Below are 20,771 nucleotides of genomic sequence, written 5' to 3'. Positions count from 1 at the left end.
CCGGTCGATGGCCGAGCATTCGATTTTCGGCCGGGCGAGGGCGGGGTGACAGGAAGGTTCCCTTGCTTTGCGCTCGGCGGGGCAGAGCTATTCCAACCGGTAGGTCGTTTCGTCACCGATCAGGCCGTTCCAGATCCGGTCGCCGTAGTCACCATCGATGGCGGAGGGGGCGATCGACCGGAAGATGCCGTGGATCGTCCGCCGGAATTGGCCGTACTCCTCGTCGTCTCGGGTGGTGGCGAAACCAAGGCCCCAGGTGGCAACGGCGAGACAGCGCAAGAACTCCGCGAGGGACGCGTTCGCCGGCCGATGCGAGGCCGGGCTCGCCACGGTCACCGCACCGCTGGATTCAACGCACACAACGTCGTTCCAGCCGTCGCGGAAGCGCCCCAGCACGATAGGTGCGCGGAGGTGCCCGCCATGTTCGGGGCCGAAATGCTCCTCGGCCGTCTGGAGCATCGGAAGAAGCTCTTCCATGTCGGTGAACCAGAAGGTGTTGGCCGGCAAGCCGACCTCGGTGAGCAGCCGTGCCGTCTCGTGATCAGCCGCCAACGGCCCGAGCCGCTGTGCGCCGACGGTGACGGGGCCACCGCCAACGCGGTACAGGATCTCGAGATCGGCTCGCTGCAAGGGAACATCGCCGCGCCAGGCCGGGAGGAACCGCCAGCGGGACAGCTGAACGGGCGCGCGATCGGCGGCCAGCCTGCGGGATCGCCGCTGCGATGCGGCGCCGATCTGGAGCAGCGCGACCCCGCCGATCCCGGCCAGCACGACCCGCCGTCCAGGCAGGACGTGCGCGTCGGTGTCGCAGGTGACCGGGTTGATCATCCACTCTTCGGCGGAGTCCGCGTCCGCAGCGCTCAGCCGCGCCACGATCGCGCCGTGGTCGGACTCGTCGTCCAGTTCGACCTCGAGGTCGCTGCTCTCCTCGGCCAGCTCCTGCGGCCAGTCGTCATCCGGAGCGCTGGACAAGACCGGTCCGACCGGTTCCCCTTCCGTCAGCGACCACCATTGGAAACCCCGCCCGACCCAATTCCGCAGGCAGACTTGTTCCTCGCCGTCGGCCAGTTGTCCACCGGCCAGCGCAACCGGCCCGGGCCATCGCGGATCGATCCGATCGGTGTCCAGTTCGCCGAGCGGGCGCCAGGACGCCCACAGCGTCCGCCACGGCAGCGCCAGCCCGCATTCGTCGAGCCATTGGCAGAGCGTCTCGTCGCCGCACACCGTTGCGGACCACTGCAGACGTGCGGCGTGCTCGGCCAGCGAACGTTCCGGGTGGTCCCGGAACGTCCTGCTCGCTTCGAGGACGACGCGCCTGCGTCGGTCTGCCGCGTCGGTGTCGGCTTGCCCGGCCCCGCGCACCGCGTCTTCAAGGTTGCTCTGCTGCGACAGCAGCACGCGCCGTGGGTCGGTGAGCCAGTTGTCGACAGCGAACGCCCCGGCCGCGTGGCCGGGGCCGGCATCGAGGGCGTAGCGCTCAGCCGCGGTGCGAGTGGCCTCGAGCGCACCGGGCACGAACGACGCGATGGTGGACAGCACGCGGAGCCGAGTATCGGATCCGAGCGAGACCGCGGCGGCGCGTCCCAGCGCTTCGTGCCGGATGCGCCAGCACGTCACCTCGCCCGAGGCTGTTGGGACGGCGGTCCGCTCGATCAGTTCACCGGCAAGTGCGGCTGCGTCCGCCAATTGCCGCGCGGGAACGTGCTCGCCGAGCAGGTTGCTCGCCGCTGCCTGCCACACCGCCTGCGGAATTCCCGCCGTGCCTTCCGCGAGCGCGATCGGCGCCAGCAGTTCCGACAGCCGGGATCGCGGTACTGGTTGCGAGGCGAGTAGAAGATCCCAGACCTCAGCGAGCGTGCCCGGCAGCCGCTCGGCTCCACTCGGTGACCAGCGGGCCTCGCGGGCGCGCAGCACGATCGCCGTTGCCTCGGCTAGCAGGAAGTTCAGCGACGAGCGGTCCGCGATCTCGGAGGCGATGGCGCGAACCACGTCCTCCGGTGCGTCCGCGTACCGGGTTCCCGGAGCAGCGAGCAAGCGGGTGATCCACGCTTCGAACTCAGTGCGGTCCGGGGCGTGGTGAGCGTCGTCCAGGTCTACAACCGACCCGGCGGGCAATCCCGCTTCGTGCGCCAGGACCGCGGCCTGTTCCTTCGGCAGTTCGACCAATAGCCGCACCGGAGGGAAGTACGCTTCCTCCTTGGGCAGGCGAAATTTCGCCGCGTGTTCGTTGCTGCTGAACAGATCTGACAACACGCCGGTCAGCACATCGTCCGGAACGGACGAGCACCGGATGCCTCCTGCGTGCTCGATGTTGGTGATGGCGACCAGGAACGGGCGCCCGCGCTTTTTGGCCGCCCTGCCGACCTTGAGGGGATTGACCTCGTCCGCGAGCGGGCCCTGATCCAGCCGCAGCTCGTCGTTCACGGCGACGGCGAGGTCGGCTGCCGCCGCGCCGGTGGCGTCGACGACCGCGTCGAAATCCTGAGCCACCGACCTGACCAGCTGCGTCTTCCCGCAGCCGGCCGAACCAGTGATCACCCGGGCGGCGTCGGTGGGGTCGCCAGCGGCCAGCCATCCGGCCAGTTCCCGCCTCGTGGCTTCCCGCGCCACTGCCCTGAGCCGCATCGCACGCATCCCGTCTTTCGTTGTCGAACAGAACAAGATCATAATCGTGCGCCACGTGACAGGATCGGCGACTTCGCGGCGAAGTTGACGGCTAGCTCGGGGTGAGGTGACAGGAAGGTTCCCATGCTCACGTCGGCTTGACCTCGAAAGCTGGGTCCTCCCGTCGATGGGGCTCGCAGTGAGCTGACGCCGGCTCGGTTCCGGGCTGGTGGTCTGGCACCCGCTCGGCGCCACACATGGGGAACAGGGCTATGGAAGACTGCGATGTTGTGGTGTTCACGCACATAGGCATTGTGAGGTTCGCCGCTTAACGTCCTGTGGCATGAGTGACAACCGGCCGGGCGGGCGCGTGGCGCTGGTGACCGGCGCCGGCAGCGGGATCGGGCAGGCGTGCGCGCGAGCCCTCGCCGAGTCCGGGGCGAAGGTCCACGTCGTCGATCTCGACCGCGCCGCGGCCGAACGGGTCGCCGCCGACGTCGGCGGCTGGGCGCACCCCGTCGACCTCGCCGATGCGGCGGCCGTCGACGGGCTTCCCGCCGAGGTCGACGTCCTGGTCAACAACGCGGGTTTCCAGCACGTCGCCGCGCTGCCAGAGTTCCCGCCGGAGACGTTCGTCCGCATGCAGCAGGTGATGGTGACCGCGCCGTTCCTGCTGACCCGCAAGGTGCTGCCGCACATGTACGCCCAGGGCTGGGGGCGCATCGTGCACGTCTCGAGCGTGCACGGCCTGCGCGCCAGCCCGTTCAAGGCCGGTTACGTGACCGCGAAGCACGCGCTCGAAGGACTGTCCAAAGTGGTCGCGCTGGAAGGCGCCGAGCACGGCGTGACGAGCAACTGCGTGAATCCCGGGTACGTCGACACGCCGTTGGTCCGCGACCAGATCGCCGGGCAGGCCGCGGCGCACGGGCTCGGCGAGTCCGAGGTCGTCGAGCGGGTCTTGTTGCAGCGCGCCGCGCTCAAGCGGCTGATCGACCCCAGCCGGGTCGCCGAACTCGTGCGCTGGCTCTGCGGGGACCACGCGGAGCACGTCACCGGCGCTTCGCTGCCGATGGACGGCGGCTGGACCGCCGCCTGAACCGGCCACACACAAAGGAGTGTTCGCCTTGGCCAGCAACCCATCCGGGCGCGGCTCGATCGCGCGGGTCGTCGGCGCCAGCCTCATCGGCACGACGATCGAGTGGTACGACTTCTTCCTCTACGGCTCCGCGGCCGCGCTGGTGTTCAACCACCTGTTCTTCCCCGATGCCGATCCGCTGACCGGCACGCTGCTGGCGTTCACCACCTACGCCATCGGGTTCCTCGCCAGGCCGCTCGGCGGGCTGGTGTTCGGGCACTTCGGCGACCGCGTCGGCCGCAAGAAGCTGCTGGTGCTGAGCCTGCTGCTGATGGGCGGATCCACCTGCGCGATGGGCCTGCTGCCCACCTACGCGGCGGTCGGCGTGGCCGCGCCGCTGCTGCTGACGCTGCTGCGGCTGGTGCAGGGCTTCGCGCTGGGCGGCGAGTGGGGCGGCGCGGTGCTGATCGTGTCCGAGCACGGCGACGATCGCCGCCGCGGGCTGTGGGCGTCGTGGCCGCAGTGCGGCGCGCCCGGCGGGAACCTGCTGGCCACCGCGGTGCTGGCGGTGCTCGCCGCGACGCAGTCCGACGAGGCGTTCATGGCGTGGGGCTGGCGGATCCCGTTCCTGCTCTCCGGCGTGCTGGTGGTGATCGGCCTGTGGATCCGGCTCGCGGTCACCGAGTCGCCGGTCTTCCTCGACGCGCAGGCCAAGGCCGAGCAGCGCGAGGAAACCCGCAGCGTCCCGGTGGTGGCGGTGTTCCGGACGCACTGGCGGCAGGTGCTGATCACCATCGGCTCGCGGATGGCCGAGAACGTGTCCTACTACGTGCTCACGGCGTTCATCCTGGTCTACGTCACCGGGCCGCTGGGGCTGCCGAAGTCCGTCGGGTTGAACGCGGTGCTGATCGGCTCGGCGGTGCACTTCGTGACGATCCCGCTGTGGGGCGCGTTGTCCGACCGGCTGGGCCGCAAGCCCGTCTACCTGTTCGGGACGGTCGCGATGGCGGCGTGGGGTTTCGCGTTCTTCGCGCTGCTGGACAGCAAGTCGGCAGTGGTGATCACGGCCGCGACGACGGTGGGACTGCTGTTGCACGGTGCGATGTACGGGCCGCAGGCGGCGTTCTTCGCCGAGCAGTTCCCGACCAGGGTCCGCTACACCGGGCTTTCCGTCGGCGGGCAGCTGTCCTCGATCGCGGCCGGTGCGGTGGCGCCGATCATCGCGGTGGCGCTGCTGCAGGGCTTCGGCAGCACGATCGCGGTGTCCGGCTACGTCCTCGCGATGTGCGCGATCACGCTGGTCGCGGTCGCGCTGGCGAAGGAGACCGCGGGCAGCTCGTTGCACGACGAGGCTCCGGAAGAGCAGGTCGCGGTGACAAGATGAGCCGGTGAACGACGACGTGGTCCGGCTGCTCGAACTGCTCGCCAGCGGCGCGAGCAGCGAGCAGCTGGCGCGCGTCGCGGTCGAGAACCCGCAGCTGGGCAGGGCCACGGCGGTGGCGCTGCGGATCCACGGCACGCTCGGCGCGCACCGCCGCCGCGAGGCCGAGCTCAGCGCGCTGTTCGACACCGCCAGCGATCTGGCCAGGCTGCGCGACACCGACGCGGTGCTGCGGTCGATCGTGCGCCGTGGCCGCACGCTGCTCGGCGTGGACGTCTCCTACCTGAGCCTCAACGACGAGGCCGCCGGGCGCACCTACATGCGGGTCACCGACGGCTCGGTGTCGCGGCTGTTCCAGAAGGTCACGCTCGGCATGGGCGAGGGGCTGGGCGGGCTGGTCGCGCAGACCGCGCAGCCGTACGCGACGCACGACTACTTCGCCGACGAGCGGTTCCGGCACACCTCGCCGATCGACTCGGCGGTCCGCGATGAGGGGCTGACCGCGATCCTGGGCGTGCCGCTGGCGCTCGGGGACCAGGTCATCGGCGTGCTCTACGCCTCGGACCGAACGCGCCGCGAGTTCAGCCCGGACGAGGTCGCGCTGCTGTCGTCGCTGGCCGACCACGCCGCGATCGCGCTGGACAACGCGGCCCTGCTGGAGGAGATCAGCGCGCACAGCGAGGCCCTGCACCGCGCCGAGGAGGCCCACGACCGGCTGATGGATCTGGTGCTGCGGGGCGGCGACCTGCCGGAGGTGGCGGCGTCGGTGGCCGATGTGCTGCGCGGCGCGATCGGGATGTTCGACGCGGACGGCACCGAGCTGACCGGCGCCGGCGGCACACCGCCCGAACCGCCGGCGGAAGCCGTCGCGACGTCCAGGGCCGCGGGCCGCGCGGTGTCCACATCGGATGGATGGGTGTGCGCGGTGCAGGCCGGGCCGGAGCTGCTCGGCAGCATCGTGCTGGCCGGGCGGGCGGATCTGGTCGACGCCGACCGGCGGCTGTTCGAGCGCGCGGCGGTGGTCACCGCGCTGCTGCTGATGCTGCGCCGGTCCGTGGCGAAGGCGGAGGACGAGGTGCGCGGCGAACTGCTCACCGACCTGCTGACCGCGCCCGACCGCAATCCCGGCGCGCTGCTGGCCCGCGCCGAACGACTCGGGCTGGACCTCGTCGAGCCGCACGCCGTGCTCATCGCGCACGCCGACAAGGTGCCACGAACGCGGCTGGCGGTGGCGGCCGGGCGGTGCGCCGCCCTCGCCGGCATCCACGCCGAGGAGGTCGTCCTCCTGGTGCCCGCCGGCGATCCGGGGGAGTCGGCGGCTCGCATCGCCGCCGAACTGCGCTCCATCGTGGACAACCCGGTCACGGTCGGCGCGGCAGGCCCGGCGCGCGGCCCGCAGGAGATCGCCGCGGCGCACGCCGAAGCGGCTCGTTGCCTGCGCGCCCTGCTCGCGCTCGGCCGCATCGGCGAGGGCGCGGCCATGGACGGCCTCGGGTTCCTCGGCGTGCTGCTGGGCGAGCACACGGACCTGATCGGTTTCGTCCGGCGGACGATCGGGCCGGTCCTCGATTACGACGCCCGGCGCGGCACCGAACTCGCCGGCACGCTGCACGCGTACTTCGCCGCCGGGGCGAACCTCACGCGGGCCAAGGACGCGCTCCACGTGCACGTCAACACGGTCGTGCAGCGGCTGGACCGCGTCGGCTCCCTGCTCGGCTCCGACTGGCAGACCCCGGACCGGGCGCTGGAAATCCAGCTCGCGCTACGCCTGCACAACCTGCAGTCCTAGCGGATCAGCCCAGCTCCCAAGCCTCGTGAGCCCCGATCCTGTCCGCGGTCGAGAACGCCGGCTCGTTGCACCTGGGCGGGTCAGCTGCCGCCGAGCCAGCCCTCCAGCTCGCCGAAGGCGTCGCGGAAGTGCGGCGCCAGCGGGCGCAGGCGGCCCGGGAACCGGTCCACCAGGCCGTCGGTGTGGTTGCCGCCCTCGATGCGGTGGTAGCGGTGCAGGCCGGCCCGCCCGGACTCGGCCACCATCCGCGCGTAGACGTCGGAGTCGCGGCTGATCGGCAGCAGCGTGTCGAGGGTGCCGTGCAGGGTGATCAGCGGCTTGCCGATCCGGCCGGTGAGCGCGATCCGCTCGACCGCGCGATGCACCTCGGCGGGGCGCCGGGCGTAGTCGTAGTCAGCGTCGCAGCCCTCGGTCCCGCTGGCGCAGAACGGGATCCCGGCCACCCGGTCGCCGTCGTAGCCGGGATCGAACTCCTCGCGGTAGATCCGCTGCGTCAGGTCCCAGTAGACGCGGTGGTGGTAGTCCCACAGGAACTGCGACCCCGGCGCGAAACCCGCGGACAGGATCGCCTGTTCATCGCCGGCGGGGTAGGCGCGAAGCGCCGTCGGCAGGAAGGTCAGCAGGTTGTCCCGCTGCGTCCACAGCGTCCCCTCCCAGTCGATTCCGCCGTCGTAGAGCCAAGGCCGGTTCTCCAGCTGCCAGCGCACCAGGTAGCCGCCGTTGGACAGCCCGGCCGCGAGCGTCCGCGACGGCGGCCGGCCGTAGTGCCGCCAGGCGGTGACCTTCGCGGCGGCGGCCAGCTGCGTGACGCGGTGGTTCCACTCGGCGACGGCGTCCCCCGGCCGCTGCCCGTCGGTGAAGAACTCGGCGCCGGTGTTGCCCTTGTCGGTCGCGGCGAAGGCGTAACCGGCGGCCAGGACGTGGTCGGCGATGGCGCGGTCGTTGGCGTACTGCCTCCGGTTGCCGGGAGTTCCGCTGATCACCAGCCCGCCGTTCCACCGCTGCGGCAGGCGCAGCACGAACTGGGAGTCGTGGTTCCAGCCGTGGTTGGTGTTCGTGGCGGAGGTGTCCGGGAAGTAGCCGTCGATCTGGATGCCCGGAACCGGCTCCGGCGCGGGCAGGTCCTGTGCGGTCAGGCCGGCCCAGTCGGCCTGCACGGTGTGCCCGGAGCCGAGCGTGCCGGTGGTGGTCAGGTCGTCCAGGCAGGCCGATTCCTGGTGCGCGGCACCGGGAACCCGCGCCGCGGGGCGGCAGTCCGCCGACTGCGCGGTCGCCGGTTCGGCCGGAAGGAGCAGCGTGCCGGCGAGCAGACCGGCGGAGAGCAGGGCGATTCGGCTGGGCACGGCAGACCTCCTCGGGTTCGCCCCGTGACGCTATGGCGGGGAGCCGAACCCGAACATGTGGTGACGGCACACAAACGGCGCTCGCGGTGTAGTGGCGTCCACTGTGGAGGTGGTTGCGCCGACGCCCCTACCTTGAGTGGTGCAAACCACAAGGAGGTGGTCTGAGTGCGTGTCTTCTCGCTGGTCGCGGCCGTGCTGCTGGCCCTGCTCGCCGTCGCCCCCGCCGCGTCGGCGGCGGAAATCCGGGAGGTGACCGGGTTCGGCGCGAATCCCGGCGCGCTCCGCATGTTCGAATACGTCCCCGACGGGCTGCCCACGGGCCGCCCGGTCGTAGTCGCGATGCACGGCTGCACGCAGGATGCGGCTGGGTACGGAAACGGCGCGGGGTGGGTCGAACTCGCCGAGCGCTCGGGGTTCACGCTCGTGCTGCCGCAGCAGGAAGCGGCCAACAACAGCAGCCGCTGCTTCAACTGGTTCCAGCCCGGCGACGCGACGAGCGGCCAGGGCGAGGCGGAATCGGTCGCGCAAATGGTGCGGCGTGCGATCGACGACACCGGCGCGGACCCGGCCCGGGTCTACGTCACGGGCCTGTCCGCGGGTGGCGCGATGACCTCGGTGCTGCTCGCCACCTACCCGGAGATGTTCGCCGGCGGCGGCGTCGTGGCGGGCCTGCCGTTCGGCTGCGCGACGAGCTCCGTCGACGCGTTCACGTGCATGAACCCCGGCCGGGATCTGACGGCGGCGCAGTGGGGTGACAAGGTGCGAGCCGCGAGCCCGTACCAAGGGCCGCGGCCGACGCTGAGCATCTGGCACGGCACCGCCGACTACACGGTGGCGCCGGCGAACCAGCGCGAACAGGTCGAGCAGTGGACCAATGTGCACGGCATCCCGGGCACACCGTCGGCCACCGACACCGTCGCGGGCTACCCGCACGCGGTCTACAACGACGCGGACGGCCGAACCCTGGTGGAGACGTTCGAGATCACCGGCATGGGCCACGGCCAACCGATCGACCCGGGCACCGGAGCCGGCCAGTGCGGTCAGGCAGGCGCCTACCTGCTGGACGTCAACATCTGCGCCGCAGCACACCTCAGCCACGCCTGGGCACTCGGATGACAGGAAGGTTCCCATGCTCGCGCCCTGCTGCGGCGGGGTGACAGGAAGGTTCCCAAGCTGCAATCCGCACAGCAGGGCGGGCGGTGGCGGTTCGTTGGGGCGCGTCGGGTGGGTCGTTCCGGCAGGATGGGCCCGTGCACTTCATCGAATCGGGAGCCGGGACGCCGCTGGTGCTGCTGCACGCCTTCCCGGTGGATGCGCGGATGTGGGACCCGGTGCGGGGCCGCCTGGACGACCAGTTGCGGGTGATCACCCCTGATCAGCGGGGCCTCGGCGAGAGCGCGTTGGACGGCTCGTCGGCGCGGGGCCTGGCGGAGCCGGGCGCGAACCGGTGCGCGGCAGAGCAGCCGAGCATCGATCGCGCCGCCGCCGACATCCTGGCCCTGCTGGATCAGTTGGAGCTGCCGCGGGTCGTCCTGGGCGGTTGCTCGATGGGCGGCTACGTCGCGATGGCGCTGCTGCGCGCTGCGCCGCAGCGCGTCGCGGGCCTGCTGCTCGTCGACACCAAGGCAGTCGCCGACAACGACGAGCAGCGCGCCAACCGCCTAAAGGTTGCGGATCGCGCAGAGCGCGAGGGCACCATGGGTTGGCTCGCGGAGAGCAGCCTGCCGAACCTGTTGGGGCGCACTACGCACGAGCAACGCCCCGAGATCGTCTCCAGTATCCGCGAGATGATCGATGCTCAGCCTGCGGACGGTGTCGCGTGGGCGCAGCGCGCGATGGCGGGGCGTCCCGACAGCACAGCCACGCTGCGGTCCTACGACGGCCCGGCGCTGGTGGTCGTCGGCGAGGAAGATGCGCTGACGCCACCGGAGAACGCGCGCGAGCTGGCGGATGCGCTGCGCGGTGGCGAGCTCGTGACGTTGCCGGGCGTCGGGCACTTGTCGTCGGTGGAGGCGCCGGATGCCTTCGCCGACGCCGTCCGTTCCTGGATCGCCCGGATCGCCTAGGCAGCGCCTCTGCTTCCTAGTGGTCGCCCTTGCCCGGCGGGTGGGCGTCCCGCTCTACGGCGCGATCCCGCGTTTTCTCCATGTCCGCCTCGGACCGCTTGAACTGCTCGGCCGTTTCGCTGGGCAGCATGAAGTAGCTTCCGGACTGCCGTTTGGCGCGCGCCCTGTCGCCATCACCGGTTGGGAACTCCTGGTCCGACATGACCTGGTCCTTCCATTGGTGCAGGCCGCGAGATGCCCGCAGCTGTCCTTGCCCGTAGAGACAGGCGCCGGCCCTCTCGATGACGCGCACCCGTGCTGACCAGGCAGGACGTCAGGCGACGAGCCGGGCCAACTGGTCGGCGGTGTAGTCGCGGTACCGGTCGACGGGTTGACGTGCGCGGGCCGGAGCAACCCGAGCCCGTCGTAGTGGCGCAACGTCCGGACCGACACCCGGCCGTGCCTGGCGAAGTCTCCAATGCTGAACATGACACCCTGGTCTAGGACCTGACACCGTGCCAGGTGCAAATGTCCGCCGCGGGGTGGCGAGCCGACCAGCGGCGGAGCGGCATTCGAGTCCTAAGTGGACAGGTTCGGCCCGGCGCGGCCACCGCACGCGTGGCCGTGTCGACGTCCAGCACCTGGTGCCGCGAGCGCGCGTCGTTCCACAGGGAACGCGCAGCGTGAGCCAGCCGGCGCCGTGCGGGCTGTTCGCGCAGGTGAGACGGGCTGTTGTCAGCGGCGCTGCTGGTTCGTGGCGTCGATCCGGGTGGCGCTGTGCGAGCGCTGCTGCTGACCCTTGCCCTCCGGCACCGGCAGCTGGATGCGCCGCGTCGGCTCGTCGTGCGGGCTGTGGCCGCGCGCCGTGTCCCGGTGGATCTGCTCCGTCGGCCCGTCGTCGGCGGCTCCGCCGCCGCCCGACGGCTTGCCGCCCTGGCCCTTCGGCTTCGCCTGCTTCGCAGGCTGCGCCTCGGGCTTCGCGCCGCTCGGCTTCGCCTTCGCCGCGTCCTGAGCAGGCTTCGCCTCGGCCGCCGGCTTCGCCTGGCGGGCGGGCTCCTCGTCGCGGGAGTCGCGGGCGAGGGCGTCTTCGGCGTCCTTGCGGGCTTGTTCGCGGGCTTCCGCCGCCGCTTCGCGGAGCTTGTCCTCTTCGGAGTCCTCCTGGGCGAGGCGTTCCAGGAGCGGCGTGGTCTGGCCGAGCATTTCGGCGGCGTCGCGGAGCTTCTTGGCCACGGACTCGCGCAGTTCGGTCAGCGAGTGGACCTGCTCGTCCGCCTTGGCGAGGCGGCGCTGGACCTCTTCGGTCGTCGCGCCGAGGCGGCGCTGGGAGTCTTCGCGGGCCGCCGCGACCAGGCGCTTGCTCTCGCGGGTCGCTTCGTCGATGAGGCGGGTGGCCTCCTCGGTGCACTCGCGGACCATCCGCTCGGACTTCTCTGTGGCTTCGCGGACCAGTCGCTCGGCTTCCGACTTGCTCTCCCGGATCCGCTTCTCGGCGGCTTCGGTGCTCTCGCGCTTCCGCTTGTCGGCGGCTTCGATGCTCTCCCGCTCGCGCTTCTGCGCGGCTTCGATGCTTTCGCGCTCGCGCTTCTGCGCTGCTTCGACGCTTTCGCGCTCGCGGCGCTCGGCGGTCTCGATGCTGTCCTTCTCGCGCTTCTGCGCTGCCTCGGTGGATTCGCGGGTGAGCTGTTCGGCCTTCGCGGTGGCGTCGCCGACCATCCGGTTCGACTGGTCGGTGGCCTCGCGGACCCGGCGGTGCGCTTCGGTGGTGCCTTCGCGCAGCCGGCGGTTGGCCTCCTCGGTCGCTTCCCGGACGCGGCGCTCGGCTTCCGCCTTGCTGGTGGCCTCCTGCTCGGCGAGGGTGCGCATGGATTCGCTGCGGCGCGCCGCCATCGCGATCTCGAAGTCCTCTTCGACCTGGATCCGGCGGGCCTCGGACTCCTGGTCGGCGCGCTTGCGGTTCTCCTCGGCCTCGCGGGTGATCCGCTCCGCCTCGACCTTGGCCTTGTCCATCAGCGAGCGGTGCTCGGTTTCCATCTCGCTGCGCCGGCTGTCGACCTCGGAGAGCAGCCGCTCGTAGCGGTTGCGCAGGTTGGTCGCCTCGGTCTCGGAGCGCGTGCGGATCAGGCCGGCGTCCTTCTCGGCGCGGGCCCGGATGTCGTTCGCCTCGTCCTGGGCGAGGCGCAGCATTCGCTGCAGGCGCTCGCTGAGACCTTCCAGCGTGGTCGGCGGCTTGGCCAGCCGGTCGACCTGGCCGCGCAGGCTCTCGATCTCGGAGCGGGCCGACTCCAGCTGCTTGGACAGGTCCCCTGCCTGGGAGACCGCGGCGTCGCGATCCGCGGAGAGGATGCGGATGTCGGCGTCGAGTCGCTCGAGGTGCTCATCGACCTGGGCGCGGTCGTAGCCGTTCTTGCGAGCGAGGTCGAATCCCGATCCCAGTGGCAGCAAATCGCGGTCGTCGGCAAGGCCCATGGCAACCAAGCTACCTGGAAGACGACGTTGTTGTGGGAGGTGTGGCGCGTATCAGCCGGATTTTCCTCGCCCGGTGGACGAGGCCCCCGGCGAGGCTTCGCGGTGGCGCGCCGGACTGTGTGGCGAAGCGGGCGGAACACCACGATCCGGACTCTTGACCGGCTGGCCAACCAAGAGTGAACATGGAGGTGCAAGTCGGGCATCAGTGGAGGTGATCGACGTGGCCGATAGGTCGAGCGGTTCGACTGTGAAGCCGTGGGTTCGCTGGCAGGACTGGGTCGCAGTGGTGCTGGGCGTCTACCTGATCCTCGGGACGATGTGGACGGCGACGAACGGGGCGGCGATGTCCGCGATGATCGTGCTGGGTGCGCTGCTGGTGATCGCGAGCGTGTGGTCGTTGGCCATGCCGGGCTCGATGACCAGCGAATACAGCCACATGCTGCTGGGCGTGCTGCTGTTCATCTCGCCGTGGGTCCTCGGCTACACCGGGTTCATGGGCGCCTCGTGGACCTCGTGGATCGTCGGCGTGCTGGCCGTCATCGCTGGTGCCGCCGCGCTGCCCGAAGCCAACGCCGCGCACCGCGGAATCGCGGGCCAGCACTGAGGGCCGTGTCGCGGGTGGCTGCCGTCACCTGTGAAACACGCCAATCGTCGCGAGCGGTGGCGGCCGTTCGAGCGATCACCACCACTCGCGAGTTCGCTGTCGCGCGGTCCGGCGGTAACGTCCGGGCCGCGCGTTCTTTTTGACCGGCCCCGTGGAACGAGCCGGCCGGAGGTCGGAGGTCGGGTTCATGGCGGAGGCACCGGGCGATCGCGGCGCCCGCAAGCGGCCGTCCACATCGGACGATGCCGTGGCGGCACCGGGTGATCAGGGCGGGTCCGCGCGGGAGCGCATCCTGAACGCGGCAGGCGAGCTGTTCGCCGAGCACGGCTTCAACGCCACGCCCACCTCCCGGATCGCCGAGCGGGCCGAGGTCCCCAAAGGACTCATCCACTACTACTTCCGGCGCAAGCAGGACCTGCTGACGGCGCTGGTCGAGCGGCTGCCCGAGGACCTGGTGGAATCCGACCGGGTCGCGGTCCGGGGCGATGTCGCGGGCAGCCTGCGCCGGCTGATCGGCGAACTCGACGCGCGGCTGGAGTCGTCGCCGCTGCTCAGCCACCTGCTGTGGCGGGAGGCGGACACGCACGTCGCGGTGCGGCAGGCGCTGCAGCGGCGGTTCGGGACGGTGGTGGAGCTGATCCGCCGGGTGATCGAGCTGGCGCTGCCGCCGGGCCCGGTGAGCTGCGACGTCGACACCGCCGCCGTGCTGCTGGCCCGGGTGGTCAACCACCGCCATTCGGTGGCCCGGCACGGCGCGCACGACGACGAGCTGGACCGCGAGATCAGCTTCATCGCCAAGGCCCTGGAGCTCGGCGTCGGGAAGCCGCGGAAGGTCAAGCCGGCCTGACCGGGGCCTGGCCGTACGGCGGGGTGGGGCTAGGCCTACTTCCGGGCCGATCCGGCGGGAACCGGGTTCCGCGCGATGCACAGTGGGGGCACCGAGCCGGACCGGCCGGACCGGCGCAGTGCGGGAACCGCGGCGCCGGGTCGATGAACCTAGAAGGAAGATCATGCGACGAGTGGTGTCGTGGGTGGCGCGTGCCTGCACGGGGTTCGCGCGAGCGTGCGCCGTCGTGGTCGTCACCATGCTGGTCCCGGCCGTGTGGGCCGCCGCCGTGGCGCTGTGGATGTGGTGGGGCGGAAACCCGTGGTCGTGGATCGCGCCGTTCGCGTGGGCGTGCATCGGCACTTTCGCCCTGTCCCGCCCGGTGTGCCGGATGGTCCGCTCCCTCGTCGCGAAGTGGACGGACACCGCCATCCCGGACGGATACCGGCAGGCCGGGCCGGTGACGCGGATGTCGACCGGGTACTGGTGGAACGGCTACTCCTACTCGCGCACCGTTCGGGACGCCCGCCGGGAGCAGCGGTGGCGGCTGTGGTCGAGCGATCCCGCCACCTGGCGTGACCTGCGGTTCATGGTGATCGCGCCGCTCACCGCGGGCGTGGCCGCGGCCATTCCGCCTGCCGGGGTCGCGGTGGCCGTCATCGGGTTCGTCCAGCCGGAGCCGTCCGCGCGCGTCGTCGGCGTGCTCGGCCTGGCCGTGGCCATCGCCGGTGCGCCGTACGCCTGGCGGTCCATCGAGCCGGTGGCCGTTCGCTTCCTGCGCGCGTCGCCCGCGATGGTGCTGGCGGACCGGGTGGACGAGCTGACCTCCCAGCGCGCGGACACGACCATCGCGCAGGCCGCCGAGATCCGCCGGATCGAGCGGGACCTGCACGACGGGGCGCAGGCCCGGCTGGTCGGCCTCGGGCTCTCCCTGGCGACCGCCGAGAGGCTGGTGGGAACCGACCCCGACCAGGCCAAGGCGCTGATGCGGGAAGCGCGGGTCGGCGCCGCCACGTCGCTGACCGAGCTCCGCGAACTGGTCCGGGGGATCAACCCGCCGGTCCTCAACGACCGGGGGCTCGTCGATGCCGTTCGCGCGCTCGCCCTGGACAGCCCGCTCGAAGCGACCGTCAGCGCCGACGTCCAGCTGCGCCTGGACCCGCCGATCGAATCCGCCGTGTACTTCGGGATCGCGGAACTGCTGACCAACGCGGTCAAGCACGCCGACGCGACCCGCGCGCAGATCTCCATCGCCCTGGGCGGAACCGGGCTCGTCGTCGATGTCGAAGACGACGGCCGGGGCGGAGCCGAGGTGCAGGCCGGAGGAGGGCTGGCGGGGCTGCGCCGCCGCCTCGCGGCCTTCGACGGCACGTGCGAGATCACCAGCCCGGCAGGCGGCCCGACCCGCGCGAGGATCATGGTGCCGTGCGAGTCGTCGTAGCCGAAGACCTCTACCTCCTGCGGGACGGCATGGTCCGCCTCGTCGAGGCGTTCGGGCACCAGGTGGTGGGGACGGCGGCCACCGGGCCCGAAACGCTCGACGCGCTGCTGAGGTGGCGGCCGGACGTCGCCATCGTCGATGTGCGGATGCCGCCGACCCGGTCGGACGAGGGCCTGCGAGCGGCCATCGCCGCGCGCCGCGAGCTGCCCGGCCTGCCGGTCCTGATCCTCTCCCAGTACGTCGAACAGCTCTACGCCCGCGAGCTCCTGGCCGACGGCGCCGGCGGCATCGGCTACTTCCTGAAGGAGAGCGTGTTCGACGCCGACCAGTTCATCGATGCCCTGCAGCGCGTCGCCGGAGGCGGGACCGCCATGGATCCGGCCGTCATCGCCAAGCTGCTGTCCAGCGGGGCCTCGAACCGGCGGCTGGAGCGGCTCACGGAACGCGAGCACTCCGTGCTGGGCCTCATGGCCGAAGGACTGTCCAACCAGGCCATCGGCCGGCGGCTCTTCCTCAGCGAAAGCGCCATCAGCAAGTACACCACCTCCCTGTTCGGCAAGCTCGGCATCGCCGATGACGGCGACAAGAACCGCCGCGTCCTCGCCGTGCTCGCCTACCTGAACAACCCCTGACCTCGGCCCGCCTATCATGAAGTCGCTTCACTCTTGTGAAAAGATGTTGCCCGGACTACAACTTCCTGCAGGTGGTCGACGCGGGAGGTTGTGGTGGACGTTGGGCGCGTGCGTTTTTCCCGGCGACAGGGCTTCGTCGCGACTGCGGCGGGAATCGCCGGAGCAGGTGTGATGGCGGCCGCGGCGAGCGCGACCCCCGGTGACCCGGCCCCGGTGACGAACTTCCAGGTGAAGGGCCTGCGGGCGCCGGTCGAGCTGATCGAGGACCGCTACGGCGTCCCGCACCTGTACGCGAGCAGCGAGGACGACGTGTTCCTCGCCCAGGGCTTCAACGCCGCCCGCGAGCGGCTGTTCCAGATCGACCTGTGGCGCCGCCGCGGCCTCGGGCGGCTCGCCGAGGTGCTCGGCCCGGACTACGTCGACCAGGACCGCGCCACCAGGTTGTTCCTCTACCGCGGCGACATGGACGTGGAATGGTCGCGCTACTCCCCGGACGCGCAGCGGATCGCGACGCAGTTCACCGCCGGCATCAACGCCTACCTGGACTGGCTGGACCAGCACCCGGAGCAGCTGCCGGCCGAGTTCGGCATCCTCGGCTACCGGCCCGCCCGCTGGGAACCGGCGGACGTGGTGCGCATCCGCAGCCACGGCCTGACCCGAAACCTGACCAGCGAGGTCAAGCGCGCCAAGGTGGCCTGCGCCGCCGGGGTGGACGCGGACCTGGTCCGGCAGGGCCTGCAGCCCGACCGGCGGACGACCGTGCCCGAGGGCTTCGACCCGTGCGCGATGCCGGCGGACGTGCTGGCGGTCTTCGAGCTCGCCACCCAGGAGGTCGAATTCAAGGACGGTTCGATCCGCGCCAGGACGATCCGCGACGCGACGACCGAAGGCAGCAACAACTGGGTGGTCGGCGGGCAGCGGACCGCCACCGGGCGCCCCATCCTGGCCAACGACCCGCACCGCGCCTACTCGGCTCCGTCGCTGCGCTACATCGCGCACCTGTCGGCGCCCGGCCTGGACGTGATCGGGGCCGGTGAGCCCGCGCTGCCGGGAATCTCCATCGGGCACAACGGCACCATCGCGTTCGGGCTCACCATCTTCCCGATGGACCAGGAAGACCTGTACGTCTACCAGCTCGATCCGGCCGACCGCACCCGCTACCGCTACCGGGACGGCTGGGAGTCGATGTCGGTCCGGCGCGAGACGGTCGCCGTGTTCGGCGAGGCGGACCGGACGGTCGAGCTCGCGTTCACCAGGCACGGCCCGGTGATCCGCGTGGACGAGCAGCGGAACCTCGCGTACGCGGTGCGGACGGCCTGGCTGGAACCGGGCATGTCGCCGTACTTCGGCAGCATCTCCTACATGCGGGCCCGGAACTTCCGCGAGTTCACCACGTCGATGCGCAACTGGGGCGCGCCGACGGAGAACCAGGTCTACGCCGACGTCGACGGCAACATCGGCTGGGTGCCCGGCGGTCTCGCGCCCAAGCGGGTCGGTTACGACGGCCTGCTGCCGGTGCCCGGCGACGGCCGCTACGAGTGGAACGGCTTCTACTCCGGCGACGACCTGCCGCGCGAGCTCAACCCGGCGGCCGGGTTCATCGCCACCGCGAACCAGTTCAACCTGCCGCCGGAGCACCAGGGCAAGGGCCTCGGGTTCGAGTGGACCAACCCGTTCCGGCACCAGCGGATCGTCGAGGTGCTGTCGCGGCAGCGCAAGCACACCGTGTCGGATTCGGCGGCGCTGCAGAACGATCAGCTGTCCATCCCGGCCCGGCGGCTGATCGCCCTGCTGTCCGAACTGGACAGCGGTGAATCCGATCTCCGCCGCGCGCTGCGGCTGCTGCGGGGATGGGACGCGGTGGAAGTCGCCGACTCGAACGCCGCGGCGCTGTTCGAGGTGTGGCTGTCGAAGCACCTCGGACCGGGGTTCGTGCGCGCCGCCGTGCCGAAGGCCGCCGACGTGATCGAGGACGCCGACACGCTGGTCCTGCTCGGCGAGCTGGAGAAGCCAGGCAGGTGGCTGCCGGACGAGGCGGCCCGCGACCGGCTGCTGCTGGACACGCTGCGCACCGCCTACGCCGAGGTGCAGGAGCTGCTCGGGCGCGGCGAGGGCAGCTGGCGCTGGGGCAAGCTGCACCACAGCTTCTTCCAGCACCCGGCGTCGAAGGCGTTCGACGCCGGCGAGCGCGCCCGGTTCGACGTCGGCCCGCTGCCGCGCGGCGGCTCCCCGGACACCGTGAACCAGTCGTCGTACCGGACGAACGACTTCCGGCAGACCAACGGCCCGTCGTTCCGGATGGTCCTCGACGTGGGCGACTGGGATTCCTCGATCGCGGTCAACACGCCAGGCCAGTCCGGGAACCCGGACGATCCGCACTACCGGGACCTGGCCGAATCCTGGCGCACCGGCGAGTACTTCCCGCTCGCCTACAGCCGTGCGGCGGTCGAGGAGATCGCCGAACGCCGGATGCTGCTGCTCCCGGCGTGATCGGGTCGTGAGTGCTTTGTGCTGCCACAGCGGCACAAAGCACTCACGACCCGGACGGCGTCCTCAGTGGACTCCGGCTGGTTCGACGAGTTCGACGAGGACGCCGCCGGCGTCCTTGGGGTGCACGAAGTTGATGCGGCTGTTCGCCGTGCCGTGGCGCGGTTCCTCGTAGAGCAGCCGCAATCCCTTGGCGCGGATCGCCGCCATGGCCGCGTCGATGTCCGTCACCCGGTAGGCGAGTTGCTGCAGGCCGGGGCCGTTGCGGTCCAGGAACTTCGCTATCGCCGAATCCTCGCGCAGTGGCGCGATGAGCTGAATCTGCGTCACGCCCGTGGCGTCGCCGGGTGCCCGCATCATCGCTTCGCGCACGCCCTGCTCCTCGTTCACCTCCGTGTGTGCGACTTCTAATCCGAAGGTGTCCCGCTGGAAGGCGATGGCCGCGTCCAGATCGGCCACCGCGATGCCCACGTGATCCACGGCCGTGACCAGGCCGGCTAAGTCCGCTCGCATGCCCGCAGCGTAACTCGCGCCCACATTTTCCGGGAATACCGGCAAATCCGGAAGATCGAATTGCCCCAACGAGCGGAGTCGGGTGACCTTGCTACGCACGAGCATGTGGCTGATTCACCTGAGAGGGGCGAGGATGGCGAAGAAGCAACGTGGGCCGGTTCGCGGGCTCGCGATCCTGACGGCGGTGCTCGGCGTCACCATCGGATTAGGCGTACCCGCCGCGCTGGCCGCCGGCGGCGACGGCGTGACCAGCGGCGGAGGCGGCGACAACCCGCGCGCGGACCAACTGCGCCGGGACCGGGCCTGGGTCGCGCCCGGACCGCTGGTGTTCGGCACCGAACCGTACGCAGCGGTGAGCGCCGCAGCCGAGGAGGCGGCCGGGGCGGCCGACTGCACGATCAGCGCCAAAGCCGCGACCAACCTGGCGCTGTCCACGACGTGGCCCGAGGTGGCGGGATCCGGCAAGGCGCCGTCGCCGATGACCCTGTCCCGCTACGACGACCAGACCTCCCTCGCCGACCCCGAACAACGAGCCAAGGGCCTGTTCTTCAACCCGGGCGTCGGCATCTGGCAGCTCGACTCGGCCGGGCTCGGCGCCGGGGACACCGCCGCGACCGCCATCGACTCGGTCGGCGCCGCGCAGAAGATGGTGCCGTACATGGTCGGCAAGTTCTGCGACGCGGTCAACGGCGGATCGTCCACCGCAAGCGCCCGCGCCACCGCGTGGAAGGACTGGCACGCCTGCGACGCAGGCGCCTGCGAAACGATCTACCAGCGGCTGGAATCCGACGGCGTCACCAAGGACGACAGCGTCACCCGATACGGCGGGGCTCAGCCGCGCGACTGCACCTTCGAGGGCGCCAAGTACGACTGCCTGTACGTCGACCCGAGCGAGGCGGAGGGCGAAAAGGCCTGGACCGCCCCCGACTTCGGGCCGGCCCCGGTCCCGGCACCGTTCTACGTCTTCACCTACGCGGAGGGCGGAAAGGACTACGAGGTGCGGTACTGGCTGAAGGCCGACTCCGGCGCGGACACCGACGTGTCGGCCTCCCGGGAACTCGGCGTCAACGCCCGCACGAAGCTGTTCTGGGCCGCCGAAACCAGCCTCTGCGACACCACCACCGGCACCGGCAACTGCTGAGAGCAGGGGAACCTTCCTGTCACGCCCGGCCGTCCACGCGCGGCCGGGCGTGACAGGGCTTGCGAGGAAGGGAACCTTCCTGTCATCCGGCGGCCGGATCGCCGGGGCGGGTGGTGTTGGGAGCATGGGAACTTTCCTGTCACCGGAGCCGGCGACGGGTGAGAGCAGGGGAACCTTCCTGTCATCCGTAGCGCCTGGTTATGGCAGTCGTCACAGGTGGCACCGGGTGTCATCGCGGGTATGGTCCGGGAGCGCCCGCGGGGCCATCATGGTGCTGCGACGCATCGATGACGTGGCAGTCGACGAAGACGCACCGGGAGGCAGTGGTGAGCGGTTCTGTGATCGTGGCGGGGGCGCGTACTCCGATGGGGCGGTTGCTGGGGTCGCTGAAGGATTTCTCGGGTGCGCAGTTGGGTGGGTTCGC

General features: G+C 71.0%; 16 protein-coding genes and 1 pseudogene. 11 read left to right on the top strand and 6 right to left on the bottom strand.

All coding sequences use genetic code 11. The features are described 5' to 3' along the window. Positions 1-87: 87 nt before the first annotated feature. Positions 88-2,625, bottom strand: a complete 2,538-nt coding sequence (locus tag ACWEV3_RS42255; RefSeq protein ID WP_452619300.1) for an SUKH-4 family immunity protein — start codon at positions 2,623-2,625, stop codon at positions 88-90. 322 nt (positions 2,626-2,947) lie between these two features. On the opposite strand from ACWEV3_RS42255, the gene ACWEV3_RS42250 reads away from it, so the two are divergent. The 3 genes from ACWEV3_RS42250 to ACWEV3_RS42240 are packed head-to-tail and all read left to right on the top strand — an operon-like array spanning position 2,948 to position 6,849. Further along, positions 2,948-3,700 (top strand): 3-hydroxybutyrate dehydrogenase, encoded by a 753-nt coding sequence (locus ACWEV3_RS42250; RefSeq protein WP_452619299.1) that lies wholly within the window; start codon positions 2,948-2,950, stop codon positions 3,698-3,700. 28 nt (positions 3,701-3,728) lie between these two features. Next, entirely contained in the window at positions 3,729-5,063 is a 1,335-nt protein-coding gene (locus ACWEV3_RS42245) for an MFS transporter (RefSeq protein WP_452619298.1), read from the top strand. Positions 5,064-5,067: 4 nt separating this feature from the next. Further along, entirely contained in the window at positions 5,068-6,849 is a 1,782-nt protein-coding gene (locus tag ACWEV3_RS42240; RefSeq protein ID WP_452619297.1) for a helix-turn-helix domain-containing protein, read from the top strand. A gap of 80 nt (positions 6,850-6,929) precedes the next feature. On the opposite strand, the gene ACWEV3_RS42235 is transcribed toward ACWEV3_RS42240, so the two are convergent. Next, positions 6,930-8,174 (bottom strand): tannase/feruloyl esterase family alpha/beta hydrolase, encoded by a 1,245-nt coding sequence (locus ACWEV3_RS42235; protein WP_452619310.1) that lies wholly within the window; start codon positions 8,172-8,174, stop codon positions 6,930-6,932. A 183-nt stretch (positions 8,175-8,357) separates the two neighbouring features. Here ACWEV3_RS42235 and ACWEV3_RS42230 point away from each other — a divergent pair, with 183 nt between their 5' ends. Both ACWEV3_RS42230 and ACWEV3_RS42225 read left to right on the top strand, forming a co-directional pair. After that, positions 8,358-9,308, top strand: coding sequence for an extracellular catalytic domain type 1 short-chain-length polyhydroxyalkanoate depolymerase (locus ACWEV3_RS42230; protein WP_452619296.1), 951 nt, complete (start codon positions 8,358-8,360; stop codon positions 9,306-9,308). Between the two features lie 134 nt (positions 9,309-9,442). Next, positions 9,443-10,258: an alpha/beta fold hydrolase gene (locus tag ACWEV3_RS42225; protein ID WP_452619295.1), complete on the top strand. Its 816-nt coding sequence runs from the start codon at positions 9,443-9,445 to the stop codon at positions 10,256-10,258. A gap of 16 nt (positions 10,259-10,274) precedes the next feature. Here the strand turns inward: ACWEV3_RS42225 and ACWEV3_RS42220 are convergent, their stop codons facing one another. From ACWEV3_RS42220 to ACWEV3_RS42210, 3 genes and pseudogenes are all read right to left on the bottom strand, one after another. Then, a complete protein-coding gene (locus ACWEV3_RS42220) occupies positions 10,275-10,460 on the bottom strand; it encodes a hypothetical protein (RefSeq protein WP_452619294.1) in 186 nt (61 codons plus the stop codon). A gap of 120 nt (positions 10,461-10,580) precedes the next feature. Then, positions 10,581-10,726: pseudogene (locus tag ACWEV3_RS42215) on the bottom strand (MerR family transcriptional regulator); the annotation flags it as partial. 246 nt (positions 10,727-10,972) lie between these two features. Beyond that, entirely contained in the window at positions 10,973-12,703 is a 1,731-nt protein-coding gene (locus tag ACWEV3_RS42210) for a M protein (protein ID WP_452619293.1), read from the bottom strand. A 205-nt stretch (positions 12,704-12,908) separates the two neighbouring features. Between ACWEV3_RS42210 and ACWEV3_RS42205 the strand changes: the two genes are divergently transcribed. The 5 genes from ACWEV3_RS42205 (at position 12,909) to ACWEV3_RS42185 (ending at position 18,696) form a co-directional block, all read left to right on the top strand. Then, positions 12,909-13,307, top strand: a complete 399-nt coding sequence (locus ACWEV3_RS42205) for an SPW repeat protein (RefSeq protein ID WP_132494253.1) — start codon at positions 12,909-12,911, stop codon at positions 13,305-13,307. 187 nt (positions 13,308-13,494) lie between these two features. Beyond that, the gene (locus ACWEV3_RS42200; protein ID WP_452619292.1) at positions 13,495-14,154 is read left to right on the top strand and encodes a TetR/AcrR family transcriptional regulator; all 660 of its coding nucleotides are present in this window, start codon (positions 13,495-13,497) and stop codon (positions 14,152-14,154) included. Between the two features lie 163 nt (positions 14,155-14,317). Beyond that, a complete protein-coding gene (locus tag ACWEV3_RS42195; protein ID WP_452619291.1) occupies positions 14,318-15,574 on the top strand; it encodes a sensor histidine kinase in 1,257 nt (418 codons plus the stop codon). Next, positions 15,559-16,206: a response regulator transcription factor gene (locus tag ACWEV3_RS42190; RefSeq protein ID WP_452619290.1), complete on the top strand. Its 648-nt coding sequence runs from the start codon at positions 15,559-15,561 to the stop codon at positions 16,204-16,206. Before ACWEV3_RS42195 ends, ACWEV3_RS42190 begins: the two co-directional genes overlap by 16 nt. A gap of 93 nt (positions 16,207-16,299) precedes the next feature. After that, positions 16,300-18,696 (top strand): penicillin acylase family protein, encoded by a 2,397-nt coding sequence (locus ACWEV3_RS42185; RefSeq protein WP_452619289.1) that lies wholly within the window; start codon positions 16,300-16,302, stop codon positions 18,694-18,696. 63 nt (positions 18,697-18,759) lie between these two features. Here ACWEV3_RS42185 and mce read toward each other — a convergent pair whose 3' ends face one another. Continuing rightward, positions 18,760-19,206, bottom strand: a complete 447-nt coding sequence (mce, locus tag ACWEV3_RS42180) for a methylmalonyl-CoA epimerase (protein WP_452619288.1) — start codon at positions 19,204-19,206, stop codon at positions 18,760-18,762. 133 nt (positions 19,207-19,339) lie between these two features. Here mce and ACWEV3_RS42175 point away from each other — a divergent pair, with 133 nt between their 5' ends. Continuing rightward, the gene (locus ACWEV3_RS42175; RefSeq protein ID WP_452619287.1) at positions 19,340-20,347 is read left to right on the top strand and encodes a hypothetical protein; all 1,008 of its coding nucleotides are present in this window, start codon (positions 19,340-19,342) and stop codon (positions 20,345-20,347) included. Positions 20,348-20,771: the final 424 nt, after the last annotated feature.

It is taken from the genome of Saccharopolyspora sp. NPDC003752 (assembly GCF_053605825.1).
Note: the sequence above shows the minus strand (reverse complement) of the source record. Positions and strands in the feature narration are given on the sequence as shown.